The sequence below is a fragment of the Paenibacillus sp. FSL M7-0802 genome (genome assembly GCF_038004945.1).
Classification (GTDB): Bacteria; Bacillota; Bacilli; order Paenibacillales; family Paenibacillaceae; genus Paenibacillus; species Paenibacillus polymyxa_B.
The window spans coordinates 1-12,488 of record NZ_JBBOSD010000002.1 but is presented as its reverse complement, the minus strand read 5'-3'; the positions used below and the strand labels follow the sequence as shown (position 1 = coordinate 12,488).

General features: G+C 42.4%; 13 protein-coding genes. 1 reads left to right on the top strand and 12 read right to left on the bottom strand.

The annotated features are described in order from the left end of the window. Nucleotides 1-151 precede the first annotated feature (151 nt). The 11 genes from MHB54_RS28390 to MHB54_RS28340 all read right to left on the bottom strand — a co-directional run bounded on the left by MHB54_RS28390 (nucleotide 152) and on the right by MHB54_RS28340 (nucleotide 9,663). Complete coding sequence (locus MHB54_RS28390) at nucleotides 152-865, bottom strand: cytochrome c biogenesis CcdA family protein (protein WP_340982156.1); 714 nt, start codon at nucleotides 863-865, stop codon at nucleotides 152-154. Nucleotides 866-886: 21 nt separating this feature from the next. Beyond that, nucleotides 887-1,252, bottom strand: a complete 366-nt coding sequence (locus MHB54_RS28385; protein ID WP_340982194.1) for a ZIP family metal transporter — start codon at nucleotides 1,250-1,252, stop codon at nucleotides 887-889. A 288-nt stretch (nucleotides 1,253-1,540) separates the two neighbouring features. After that, a complete protein-coding gene (lspA, locus tag MHB54_RS28380) occupies nucleotides 1,541-2,017 on the bottom strand; it encodes a signal peptidase II (protein WP_340982155.1) in 477 nt (158 codons plus the stop codon). A gap of 367 nt (nucleotides 2,018-2,384) precedes the next feature. Next, a complete protein-coding gene (locus MHB54_RS28375; RefSeq protein WP_340982154.1) occupies nucleotides 2,385-4,538 on the bottom strand; it encodes a heavy metal translocating P-type ATPase in 2,154 nt (717 codons plus the stop codon). Beyond that, a complete protein-coding gene (locus MHB54_RS28370; RefSeq protein ID WP_340982153.1) occupies nucleotides 4,531-4,902 on the bottom strand; it encodes an ArsR/SmtB family transcription factor in 372 nt (123 codons plus the stop codon). The genes MHB54_RS28375 and MHB54_RS28370 overlap by 8 nt, the downstream gene beginning before the upstream one ends. A 75-nt stretch (nucleotides 4,903-4,977) precedes the next feature. Further along, nucleotides 4,978-6,387: a dihydrolipoyl dehydrogenase gene (gene lpdA / locus MHB54_RS28365; protein ID WP_340982152.1), complete on the bottom strand. Its 1,410-nt coding sequence runs from the start codon at nucleotides 6,385-6,387 to the stop codon at nucleotides 4,978-4,980. A 40-nt stretch (nucleotides 6,388-6,427) separates the two neighbouring features. Beyond that, nucleotides 6,428-7,066: a CadD family cadmium resistance transporter gene (locus MHB54_RS28360; protein WP_340982151.1), complete on the bottom strand. Its 639-nt coding sequence runs from the start codon at nucleotides 7,064-7,066 to the stop codon at nucleotides 6,428-6,430. Nucleotides 7,067-7,207: 141 nt separating this feature from the next. Continuing rightward, nucleotides 7,208-7,864 carry a class I SAM-dependent methyltransferase gene (locus MHB54_RS28355; protein ID WP_340982150.1) on the bottom strand — a complete coding sequence of 219 codons (657 nt, stop codon included), beginning with the start codon at nucleotides 7,862-7,864 and terminating at the stop codon, nucleotides 7,208-7,210. Nucleotides 7,865-8,339: 475 nt separating this feature from the next. Beyond that, a complete protein-coding gene (locus MHB54_RS28350; protein WP_340982149.1) occupies nucleotides 8,340-8,516 on the bottom strand; it encodes a hypothetical protein in 177 nt (58 codons plus the stop codon). A gap of 123 nt (nucleotides 8,517-8,639) precedes the next feature. Continuing rightward, on the bottom strand, nucleotides 8,640-8,897 hold the full coding sequence (locus MHB54_RS28345; protein WP_337035713.1) for a hypothetical protein: 258 nt from the start codon (nucleotides 8,895-8,897) through the stop codon (nucleotides 8,640-8,642). A gap of 1 nt (nucleotide 8,898) precedes the next feature. Then, nucleotides 8,899-9,663: a ParA family protein gene (locus tag MHB54_RS28340; protein WP_337035664.1), complete on the bottom strand. Its 765-nt coding sequence runs from the start codon at nucleotides 9,661-9,663 to the stop codon at nucleotides 8,899-8,901. 653 nt (nucleotides 9,664-10,316) lie between these two features. On the opposite strand from MHB54_RS28340, the gene MHB54_RS28335 reads away from it, so the two are divergent. After that, entirely contained in the window at nucleotides 10,317-10,508 is a 192-nt protein-coding gene (locus MHB54_RS28335; protein ID WP_340982148.1) for a hypothetical protein, read from the top strand. Between the two features lie 666 nt (nucleotides 10,509-11,174). Here MHB54_RS28335 and MHB54_RS28330 read toward each other — a convergent pair. Beyond that, nucleotides 11,175-12,338, bottom strand: coding sequence for a replication initiator protein A (locus MHB54_RS28330; protein ID WP_340982147.1), 1,164 nt, complete (start codon nucleotides 12,336-12,338; stop codon nucleotides 11,175-11,177). Nucleotides 12,339-12,488: the final 150 nt, after the last annotated feature.

Genomic DNA, 12,488 nt, shown 5'->3' with positions numbered 1-12,488 from the left:
ACAACAGCTAGATGATGAGCGCTTCTGGGCACGCAATCGAAAAAGAGGGCTGATTCCTTTCGGAATTGATATTGTCAAATTTTCAACTTATATGTGTGGATTTTTTCTATTAGAAGCAAGAATCATTACACCCCTTTTCTGTGAGACGTAATTAAAACCCGGTGAATCCTCCATATAAACGAATCAGCAATATGGTGATCTCGGTCATTTTGTCTGTATATAAGAGAATCGCAATTAAAAGCATCATGACCCCGCCGATTTTTCTTATCAACTGTGTATAGTTGTTTATCCATTTTAATTTTCCGATAAAAAAGGCCATAATGAAAAATGGAATTCCAAATCCCAGTGTATAGGCGAATACATAAATCAATGATTGTTCGGGGCTCGTTGCACCGAGAGCCAAAATTGCGGAGAAAATAGGCCCAATGCACGGTGTCCATCCTGCTGCATATGTAATCCCAACGAAGACGGAACCCAAATAACCTGTAGGCCTGTTTTTTAGTTCAAAGCGTTTTTCTTTCATTAGCACACTAGGTTGAAATACGCCGAGCATAAATAAACCCATCAGACCAATCAAAACCGCACCCAATTGACGAATCAGGTCTTGATAATTCGAAAAAAAGTCTCCCAGCAGGCTAGCTGACAAGCCTAATGCAAAGAAGATTATTGAAAAACCAAGAAGAAATAATAGTGTATGTAGTAATGCTTGATGCTGAAACACACCTTTCTTTCGGACCAATTCTTGCGTGGAAACTCCAGTTATATAAGATAAAAACGAAGGGTATAATGGGAGAGTACACGGGGAAATAAAGGATAAAAAGCCGGCTCCGAACGCCAGCCACACTGTAAGATTTGCAGCAATCAAATAAAACACCTCACTTTAAAGTTAATGCAGTGATGGTACTAATAAATTTGTTCCCCAATTAAGCAGGAAATATAGAATAACGCCGATAAAGAAAAACGAAGACGTAAGACGGTTGTCGGCAGAATTAACAGGAGGAAGCAAATCAGCAACTGCCACATAAATAAAAATTCCAGCGGAAAAGGCAATCGCTGCTGCGGCAATTTGTTCATTTGGCAAATATAAATCGGAAAGTAAAGTTGCAGTAATAGCACCTGCAACCGTCGAGACTCCGAAGAGCACCACAGCTAACAATGCTTTGATTCTATCTCGTGTGAGAAGAAAAATAATGGACGAAATCGTAATTCCATCCGGTATTTTATAAAGGAGTACAGCGATAAATACGGTGATTCCAAGATGAAAGTCTACCGTGAAACTGGCTGCGATCGATAACCCATCAAACTCCTACTGCTGAGCTTTTAACACGTTGATGTACATAGATTTCCTCCCCGAAGTGAAAATGGCTCGATACATAATGCTGAAAAAAAAGGGATCAATAGACCAGCGCTTAAAGCCATCAACGCGTGTAGTCCCCTGAGCGACCAATTACGTTTAAACGAAAAATGAGACCGCCCATCACATTGATAGCCGCCAGCAATACATAAAGCAAACTCACTCCAATTCAGTACAACCACCCTATTACTCTGGAAACGTCTGACTCGATCTAGCATTTGTTCTGGATGCCCAGAGCGTATCGATCAATATCATAACGACACCTGTCGAGATAAAGACATCAGCCATATTAAACACTGGATAATTGATAAACGTAAATTCCAGCATATCTACGACTTCTCCATGAAGAGCACGATCTATAAAATTCCCCAGCGCTCCTCCAAAAATCAGGGTTAACGCATAGGCTAGGAATTTTTGCTTCCGATAGATTTTGTACAAGTAAATGATAATACCAACAAGAACAATAGCGGTCACCACAATTAAAAATAACCGTTGGTTCTGCAAGATGCCAAACGCGGCCCCCCGATTTCGACTGGATGTCAGTTGAATAAAACCCGGAATAAGCGGTATCTTTTGACCGATATCCATATAAGTCGCAACACTCCATTTAATCAACTGGTCAACGGCAAAGGCGACAATCGCAACGATATAGTAACGAAGCACGTGTACACATCCTTTCAAGTAAAGCCGAGTCAGGGGCGACGCCCCTAACTCGGCATAAATGTTCACTAGCGGTCATCAGGTTCATCCTTGTCTTTCTTAAGTTCCTTTATTAATCACGGGGAAAAACACTAGACAAGCCATAAAAATTACGAAGACAATCGTTGGAAGCGGTTTTTCTTCAGAGGTAACTTTCAACTGTTCCGATGCCACGTCTCCCGCTAACGATTTAGCATTTGAACCTCATCTGCGTGTACTTCTAAGGCTACTGAAACAATAAGGTACAATATTAAGATTGTCGATAGAACGAATCTCATCACATCATCCTCATCACCATGTAGGTTCTCAATGGTGGGCAAATACCGATCCTTTATTCTTTCACGCGCATGAGTCGCAAACCGTTTAACGCGACTAGGAGCGTTGCGCCCATATCGGAAAGAATGGCAATCCACAGCGTTAGCCATCCCGGAATAACGAGCAGCAATGCAATCAATTTAATCGCGAGTGCAAAGGTAATGTTTTGTTTAATTATACTTAATGCATTTCGGCTTAGTTTTATCGCGAATGGCAGTTTCCTTAAATCGTCACCCATCAACGCTACGTCTGCCGTTTCCAGCGCTGTGTCTGTGCCGGCTCCGCCCATGGCGATGCCAACCGTAGAAGCAGCCAGCGCAGGGGCATCATTGACGCCATCCCCAACCATGGCTACGTTCCCGTAATCAGATCGCAATTGTTTAATAAAGTCCAATTTGTCCTGTGGCAGCAGTTCGGCCTGAACATCCGATACACCGACATGTCCGCCAATGGCAGTTGCCGTACCCTTGTTGTCACCGGTTAGCATGATGGTTTTTTTGATGCCAAGCTGGTGCAACTTTAGAATAACTTCCTTACTCGATTCACGGACTTCATCCGCTACCGCGATCACCGCGAGAATTTCATGATCCGTCCCGACAACCATGGCCGTCTTGCCTTGGTTTTGTAGGGCTGTAACCAGCTGCTCTTGCTCACTGCTGAACCGAGTAGTTGGCAGTTCCTTAAAGAGTTTCGGATTTCCAATGTAAAACGTCGTTCCGTTGACAATCCCTTTAATACCTTTGCCTGTAATGGAAGAAAAATCTTCAACCCTGACATTGAAATACGAAATGTTTTCTTCTTCGGCTTTTCTCATGATGGCTGAAGCAAGAGGATGTTGGGAACGGTACTCTAATGCCGTAATGACGGACAATAATTCCGATGCATTTGTCTCCTTGCTAAATATGCTGAAATCCGTTACCACAGGGACGCCTTTAGTGAGCGTGCCGGTTTTATCAAATGCAATGGCCTTTAAGGCGCCCATTTCTTCGAGGTAAACGCCGCCTTTGATAAGGACGCCCTTTTTGGCAGCATTTCCGATTGCCGAAACGATGGAAATTGGAGTCGAAATAACGAGTGCACAAGGACAGCCAACAACCAGAACAGATAAGCCTTGATAAATCCATGTCGCCCAGCTTCCATCAAAGAACAACGGGGGAATGACAGCGACTAAAGCTGCCACGATCATGATGATTGGTGTGTAGTACTTCGCAAATTTATCAACAAAGGCTTGCGAAGGAGCTCGTTCACCCTGTGCTTCCTCGACTAGGTGAATAATCTTTGCAATAGTTGTATCATCTACGAGCTTGGTTACTTTAACTTCAAGCAAGCCTTCTTCATTTAACGTACCGGCAAAAACGTCGTCCTCGACCGTTTTTTCAACCGGCACGGACTCACCGGTAATCGCTGCTTGATTAACGGCGGAGTAGCCACTTACAACCACACCATCCATGGCGATCTTTTGACCGGGTTTCACGATCATGATGTCGCCAACAGCGATGTCATCCACATTAATCATCATTTCTTGCCCGTTCCGGCGAACCAGAGCTTCTTTTGGTGCGATGTCCATTAAGGAACGAATCGATTGTCTTGCTCGATCCATCGAGAATCGTTCAAGGGCTTCACTAATGGCAAACAGAATAACGACGATCGCACCTTCGGCCCATTCCCCAATGATCGCGGCGCCTATAATGGCCACGGTCATCAGGGTTTTCATGTCAAATTCAAATCGCAATAAGTTCTGAAAACCAACTTTAAAGAGCGAGAATCCACCGATGATGATCGAGGCGGCAAATAACAAGGAAGTGATCAGATTTTCTTCACCATTTACATTCTGGGAAAGATAACCGAAACCCACCAATAATATTGCATTCAATAATGTGCTGTGTTTCTTATAAAATGGCTCTTTAACTTCCTTTTGGACTTCTTGTGTTGCTTCCCGTACGGTTTTTTCCGGGTTCACCTTAAGACTTTCAAATGCACCGGCTTTCTCCAGTTCTTCAATCGTTGCATCACCGTAAACGGCAATTTTAGAAGCGCCAAAATTCACTTTCGCATCTTGTACGCCCGGCAGTTGCTTTACATTATTCTCAAATTTCCCGGCACAATTCGCGCATGTGAATCCTTCAACGCGGTATACGTTTTTGTTCTCTAATTCTGCCGCTTTACTCAACGACAACAACCTCCTTCTGATGCTCAATGGCGAGCCTAATCATTTGTTTAAGCCGTTTATCTTCCAGTGCATAAAAAACAAGTTTTCCTTCTTTGCGGTACTTCGCAATGCCCATGTTCCGCAGTAGCCGTAAATGATGGGAAGCTGTTGCCATTGTGGAGCCAATAATATTGGCCACATCGCAGACGCATAACTCATCCTCATCGCACAGTGCATAGGCAACTTTTAGCCGCGTATTGTCAGCAAGCACTTTAAATATTTGCGCCATATCCTGAAAATCATTTTTGCTTATTTTTCCCCGGACCCGCTTGACCTTATCCTCGTCATAACAAAAGATCTCACATGTATCTTCTTGATTCTTCATCTAATCACCTCAATCTAATATACGTTTGATTATTATATCATTCCTTTGCCATTGGTTTGTCAAAGGAAAACAAAACTAAATATGAATGGGATGGCCAAGGGCAACTTCTGCTGCTTCAGCCGACAACTCCCCAAGAGTTGGATGCGCATGAATCGTGAGGGCTAAATCTTCCATGGTCGTTCCCATTTCAATCGCCAAGGCAATTTCCGGAATCAAGTCAGACGCGTTTGTGCCGACGATTTGACCGCCAAGGATCAAACCTGTTTTCTTATCGCCTACCAGCTTGACGAATCCCTCGGTCGCACTCAAAGAGAGAGCACGCGCATTTGCCGCAAACGGAAACTTCCCCACCATGATGTCATATCCTTTCTCTTTGGCTTCAGGTTCGCTAAGTCCTACGGAAGCAATTTCCGGATCGGAAAACACAACCGCAGGTATCCCTTTATAGTCGAAGGCACTTGGCTGGCCAGCTATAGCTTCAGCAACCACTTTTCCTTCGTATGAAGCTTTATGTGCCAGTGCAGGGCCAGGGATAATATCACCAATCGCATAAATATGAGGAATAGACGTTCGCCCTTGTTGATCGACTTCGACGAGTCCCCGGTCTCCAATTTTCACCCCAATTCGGTCAAGACCAAGTTCGCCATCGGTGTTTGGCCGTCGTCCTACTGTCACAAGAACATAATCAGCCGTCACTTGTTGTTCTGCCTGATCCACCGTAAAGGTGACTGCGACTTCATCAGCCGATTGTTGTGCAGATTGAGCAAAGGCATTCGTGTATACCGAAACGCCAAATGAATCTAAATTTCTTCGCACAATACGGGTAATTTCACTTTCGAATCCGGGCAAAATCGACGGTGAACCTTCCAAAACGGTTACCTTCGTGCCGAATTTCGCGTACATTTGTCCTAGCTCGATGCCGACATAGCCGCCGCCGATAACGACCATCCGCTTAGGGATTTCGGTAAGGCTGAGTGCTTCGGTGGAGGACAAAATCCGGTTCCCATACGGAAATGCTTTTAATTCAATTGGGCGTGACCCGACAGCAACGATACAGTCGTCAAATTGGTATCGGAGTGATTCTTGTTCATTATAGAGACGGGCTTCCCGATCATTAATGAAAAGCGCCTCTCCTTTGAAGACCGAGATTTCATGCTTTTTGAGTAAAGATTGAATACCCGTTTTAAGGCGATTCACCACTTTCGACTGTTTCCACTGCTGAATCTGTGAAAATTCAATATCAACGCCTTTCGCTTTTAACCCGGATATTCCGCTTTCCAGCATTTGTTCATAACGATGCGCCGCTGATATCAGCGCTTTGGACGGCACGCAGCCGCAATTGAGACATACACCTCCGAGTTCCGATTTTTCCACCAGCAACACTTTCTTGCCGAGCTGCGCGGCTCGTATAGCTGCAACATAACCCCCAGAACCACCGCCGATTACCAACAACTGAGTGTGCATGCTTGCGTCACCTACTACCATTGTGTTTCCCTCCAGTTCGTCATTTCGATTTTCGTGAACGTTATCCAAACAACCTTATGAGATATGCAAATGAATCACCATGCAGCATGATCGAAATACCTAATGCGATAAACACCAGTGGAACAATGACACTTCCGTACTTTTCCAGAATCTTTAGAATGGCCGGGAAGTTTGCCAACCGATACGCCAGGAAACACCATACCGCGACCATCAAAAGGAACACAATCGCAATGGATAAAAGTGACGCATTCCCCTGGGTCGTAAAATACGGGATGTATATGCCCAGGTTATCCCCCCCGTTGGCAAAGGTAATCGCAGCGACTTTACCAGTTAGTGGTCCAAACAAACGATTGTTTGAAGGTTGTGACTTTAGATTGCCCAATTTCTCAAGCGCTTCCTCTGCCTCATCTTCTTCCTCCTTTTTGAGGAACATTCGGATACCGAGATAAATCGGTATCAGCCCGAGAAAACCGGCCCATTCAGGTGGCAAAAATGTAAAACCGAAAGCCCCTAATAGGCTCAATATAACGAGCAATCCGAACCCAAGATATTGCCCTAGAACAACTTGTGTGTGCCGCGCTTTTTCAATCTGTGCGAAAAAGATCATCAGCACAAAAATGTCGTCAACGTTTGTCACGATGAACGTGCCAATAGCGGAAAGAATTAGTGTGAGTGACATTGCGATTTGCTCCATCCAATTGTAGATTTACATGTTCTTATACAAATAATTATTTAATTAAACGTTACAATTTAACAAAGGTTTACTCCGGCTAGCTATTTGGGGCAGTAGGCGCGAAGCTAACTTCACCGCAATGCTGGTTTATTTCTTCGCTTTGTATAAAGAAAGAGTTCCGTATACTGTCATGAACTTATCCGTCTCTTTAGATTTAGCAAACCCGGCCTTATCGATAATTTGCGGTATGAGGCCATTTACGTTATCTGCTGTCGTTTTAAAACCATCGAGGATTTGGATTGAAAGGAACGCAATACGCATGAGCCCATTTTGCGCCTTTCCCCAATCCGCTATGTGAAGTTCACCTTGTGGTTTAAGTACACGGAAAACTTCTTTTAGTGTTCGGAGTTTATTTTCTAAAGTCAAATGATGGAACATTAGACTTGTGACAACACGATCAAAGGAATGATCTGGGTAGGGTAATTCAAACGACATCCCTTGATTAAACTTGATGTCCATCCCCATGTTCACTGCTTTTTTCTCTGCAATTCGGAGAACATTCGGATCAATATCCAGTCCGGTTATTTCTGCTTTCGGGTAAGTTTGTTTTAAAAGAAGGGTCAATGTACCAGTCCCGCATCCTAAATCAAGCACTCGCTGCCCCGGATCAACTTGAATTTTTCTAATTAATTTGCTCTTGAAGGTAGACTCCCTCATAGTCCAGCGAAGTATCGGGTCATAAAATGAGGTTAGCCAGTGAAATCTCAGGGCTGGTATAAAATCTCTATTGTCTTCTTTACGCATCCTTCACCTTCAATCCGGCCATCTTGCCAGTAGTATGTGCATTTTGTACCTTTCGGACTTTAGGATCTTCATTTAAATCACATGAGTACTTTTCTTTTCATCCCAACCCCAACAATCAAACATTAATTTGATTATTATTATACACAAAATTTTCTTATAATCAAATAGATGTTTGATTATCGCTTGAGTTGAGGTAAATATTCAAGTTCCGAAAATGTTTTTGGCATCGGAACTTCGAGACAATCCGATGCACAAAATGAATATAACGAGGTCATTAATAAATCATTTGCGAGTGGTGTCAGCTACGCTGGTACTAACCCAATATCTATAGCACACTTTTTTTCGATTACGTATACATATACATTTACGTTTGCATTATAATATCTAAACAAAAAGAGTCATCCGCAAATCTAAGCAGATAACTCTATGTGTAAGTTGTATATATTGTAAACGTATACGTATACGTATACGTATTCTAAATATTCTCGCAAATCGAATCAAGCTTGCGCTGAATGTTTTGAAGCTCATCAAGACGCGCCTCAAAAGCTATCCTTACATCCTCTGAAACCCCTTCTGACAACTTTTGATTGATAATCTCAATCCTTTGATACACTTTAGCACGTAAATCAAGAATCATAATGTTCTCAATCATAAATTTAATCCCCCTAATAATTTTAATGGGTCAACGTGAAGTAATTCGAAAGTGATGAAACATTTACGTACACGTACACGTATACGTAACAAAAACGTAAATGTATACGTGTACCAATCATAATTAGTTGTTTGTAGAAAAGTAACGCCTTAATGCTTCGTTAATGATCCGTGTTTTTTCGCCTCGACCATTTTCGGCGCTCTCTCTATCCAGTCTTTTTTTCAATTCATTCTCGATCCAAACGGTATCCCTTTTGTGTAGTTCTTCAAACTTCTTCTTTTTAGGCTTAGGAGTCGTTGGAACTTCTGTAGAAGAATCTATAAGTTCTGGATGAACACTGCTGCCCGATGTGCTTCTAATTTTGCTTTTCAATTCATCCATCTTAGACACGCTGAATCAGCTCCTTTACGAATTCTCTGTAGAGTTTCAATCCTTGATTTAATTCAGGGTTATCTTGAAAACCATTGATAGATAAACGCCCTATAGCAGCTGTACGAGTCATTATAGTTTCAAAGCATAGCTCCCCGTATTCTTCCTCGATCAGCTCAATTAACGCCTTATTATCGGTTCTTCTTGCATCTATAAGAGAACGTAATATACCAGCAATCTTCATATCCTTATTAACCAGCTCCTGCACATGAATACATGTTTCTAAAAAGCGGCCAATTGCTGAGTAACAAAATTTACTTGCTTCGAACATAGCAACAACTGCATCAGAAGCAGCCAGTGCATTAATTGTCTGATCGCCTAAAGCTGGCGGCGTATCAATAATAATGTAATCATACTCACTCTGCACGTTCTCAAGAGTTTCCTTTAGCACCAGTGATCTATTCCCACGATAAGATTCATACAGCCATGAAGGAAAACGCGCCAAGTGGTCTTCTGCCGTTAGCAAATCTAGTCCCTCGGTTACGTTATGTACATACTTACGAGCATCTTTTTCCTTTAGTGCCTCGAAAACCGTTCTCTCATGAAAGTTATAAATATCTTGCTGCGTCAATAATTCGGTCAAATTCCCCTGTGAATCCAAATCAACTGCAAGGACTTTTTTTCCATATTCCTGGCTAAGAATATAAGCTACAATTCCGGAAGTAGTTGTCTTGCTTGAACCACCTTTTTGTATTCCAAATGAGATCACCTTTGCCATTGCCATGCCCTCCCCATACCTTTATTATAGTTCCAATTATAACATACATTTACGTATACGTAAACATAAACGTACACATTGTTTTCAACCGGATTAACATTACACCCTAACACCAAAATGTTGTTGTGCCGCAGGTGCGGCAACAGGTGTAAACTGCGGTCATCCCTCCACTTATCTATTATGAATATTTCATATAGTGAAAAATCATAAACAGTGATCCAGTCACAATATACGTACTTCTAGCACACTTCTATTAAAACCTGTGGAAAAGTCGGTTCTCCCTCATAAGATATCCACACCCGTTATAAAAGGTAGCCGAGCTACGCTCGCCTTTTTGATTAAAATCATCCTCCCCACGCCCGCCCCTGCATTTGTGTACTCGCAAATTCGTAGTTGACAGGCACTTGGGGTTGTGATAGGCGGGTGGTGAGCCTGAGGAAGCGAGCACACGCCCCCCTTATAGCCGAAATCGGCATATAAGAAGGGCTAGGCTAGGGTCAACTTTAGGCGTAACGGAGCCGCCGTCGGTCGCTTCGCTTTTACTGTCATCAACGTGCCCAGGTCGTGCTTTACCACGTGGTCGCATATGCTATTATGCGGCGCTCTGACAGCCAGCCTACGCCTTGCGGCGTACACGGACGGGAATATGGTCGATGGAGTCACATCGCCACTCTGGAGCGATTGCAGGGGCGCAATCAGGCGCGAATAAACAAGGCCATTTAGTTGGCTTAATCATCCCCAAGCAGTTAATTACAGGACGTCGCGCTGCCTACACCGTTTCAGGTTCGGACTTTTTCGCCGCAGGCCGCTTCCGAGGAGATCGGGACGACAAACCCGATGTGTGATCGCTTAGACCATTTTTTTATCGTCGTTTTGGGTGGCATTCTGCTTAGTTCTTAAAAAAGGCAATAAGAAACTAAGCCCTCGCATGTCCATTTTTTTAGAAAAAGTGGATGCGAACGCCTGATATTTGATTATGAAATTAGCCCTATGCTATGTATAGGAATAAACAAAAAAACTCTCAATTTCCGCCGCACACCTAAAAATGGCATCAGGAAAGAGAGAGTCCTTACTTTACTTTAAATTAAGGGATATAGTATAATAGGCCCATAATTATAGTAAAGGCTCATACTCTTGAGACGCTACAAAATGGCTTAGTTTGGCGACGGAGACATTTTGCAGTGTTGGTGTGTGGGCTTTTTGCTATTTTTAAGGTTCTTTTTTTGGAATCTTTGAACCTATTAATATCATACGTCATAGATTTAAATTTTGGCAAATTGCGACAGTATTCATTTTCCGTAGTCAAACGGATGTTTTTTTAGTGTTTTCCGTAGTCAAACGGATGTTTTGAAGCGGTTTTCCGTAGTCAAACGGATGTTTCAGAGAATTGGAACGATTTAGTAAGTAATTTCATGAATTTTGCATTTTTTTTGATGGTTTTCCGTAGTAAAAAGGATGTTTCTTCTTGTTTTCCGTAGTTAAACGGATGTTTCAGCACAAAAAAAGACCCCCTATGAGGGGTCAGGGAAAAACTCTAATTGCTCTGGAATCAATTCTCTTGATTGAGCTAATGTATTTAGGAAGATCGGGTTTTTCGTAACCGTCAAATAACGGTCTTGTAATCCTTGTTTCTTTCCTTTGAATTCGAAGCGCTCTATAAACCCTACTGCTTGCAGTTCAATACATGCGCTCTTGATACGCTCAACAATTTTATAGACCTGCATGATCGGCTCGTTATCATCTAAAAAGTGAAAATGACCAGCCAGCGTTTGAAGTTCAAACGTAACTGTAGATTCCTCGGGATAAGATGATACTAACCAGTATAGCCCTTGTGCTAAATACGATTTCAAGTCATTCATAAGAATAAGGGAAATGTCAAACAAATTCCCGACCCGATTAGCCTCAACTAACCATTCAGGCAGCTTAATTTGAAACTTATATTGAAAGTGGTTGGTCGTTCCTACCTTGCGTCTGAATATAATTTGATCTATTAAGCGAGTAAAAGCGATCTCTTCATATTCTGAATCCTTAGAGCGTTGATACTGTGTTAAGGTCACTTCTATTTTCATAAGCCTCATTAAGGCTTCCTGGATGCGCTTATAGTTTGCCGATCCATCCGTTAGCCCTAATTCATTCAATATATCAGCGTATTTCAGCTCAACATATGGTTTCCCGTCTATGTTCTGCTTGAACCATAGAGACTGTATAGCGCCCATTACACGGGCCTCATAAGTAGTTAGTACCTCGCCCGTATTGTTCTTAATATGGACAGAACGCACACCGTGTACAGTCGTTGTGGGCTGATTCGGTATGTTCTTCGGATTAGCAGAAAACAAAGCGTGCTGCGCTATATTCCTGTTAATGGGTACAACCTCACGCAAGTATTCCACTGACTTCACTTTTAACGCTCTTTCCAGAATTTCAACTTTAGCCTTTGCTCTGGCTGCATCGCTTTCATTATCATGCTGCTGAGTCTTTACAGAATCAATGTATTGGTTGGCAAACATGAATAATGCCTTTGCTGGAACGATCTGAATAAGCTTTGTACTTAGCTCGTCCACTGTTTCCTGATAAATGGTCGCTGCCTTTAACGGATCACCGATTTTCCTTGTTCTCTTTAAAAATTCACTTGTTATATCATCAAGACACAATTCAATTTCATTAAACTCCTTCATAAAACCTCCCACTGTTCCTATGTGCCTGTATTTATTCTATATCAAGTAAAAGCAATCGCAAATGAATCCAATTCCCCAATCGGGTTCTTACGTATAGTCTACCATTTCTCAACTTTCCATTGGTATACATGGGAATCGCTTGTTTTTTCC

Bases quoted from the DNA above. Each gene is read 5' to 3' on its own strand.
- MHB54_RS28370 (WP_340982153.1), bottom strand. From the start codon at position 4,902: ATGAAGAATCAAGAAGATACATGTGAGATCTTTTGTTATGACGAGGAT.
- lpdA (WP_340982152.1), bottom strand. From the start codon at position 6,387: ATGGTAGTAGGTGACGCAAGCATGCACACTCAGTTGTTGGTAATCGGC.
- MHB54_RS28360 (WP_340982151.1), bottom strand. From the start codon at position 7,066: ATGTCACTCACACTAATTCTTTCCGCTATTGGCACGTTCATCGTGACA.
- MHB54_RS28355 (WP_340982150.1), bottom strand. From the start codon at position 7,864: ATGCGTAAAGAAGACAATAGAGATTTTATACCAGCCCTGAGATTTCAC.
- MHB54_RS28350 (WP_340982149.1), bottom strand. From the start codon at position 8,516: ATGATTGAGAACATTATGATTCTTGATTTACGTGCTAAAGTGTATCAA.
- MHB54_RS28345 (WP_337035713.1), bottom strand. From the start codon at position 8,897: ATGGATGAATTGAAAAGCAAAATTAGAAGCACATCGGGCAGCAGTGTT.
- MHB54_RS28340 (WP_337035664.1), bottom strand. From the start codon at position 9,663: ATGGCAAAGGTGATCTCATTTGGAATACAAAAAGGTGGTTCAAGCAAG.
- MHB54_RS28335 (WP_340982148.1), top strand. From the start codon at position 10,317: ATGGAGTCACATCGCCACTCTGGAGCGATTGCAGGGGCGCAATCAGGC.
- MHB54_RS28330 (WP_340982147.1), bottom strand. From the start codon at position 12,338: ATGAAGGAGTTTAATGAAATTGAATTGTGTCTTGATGATATAACAAGT.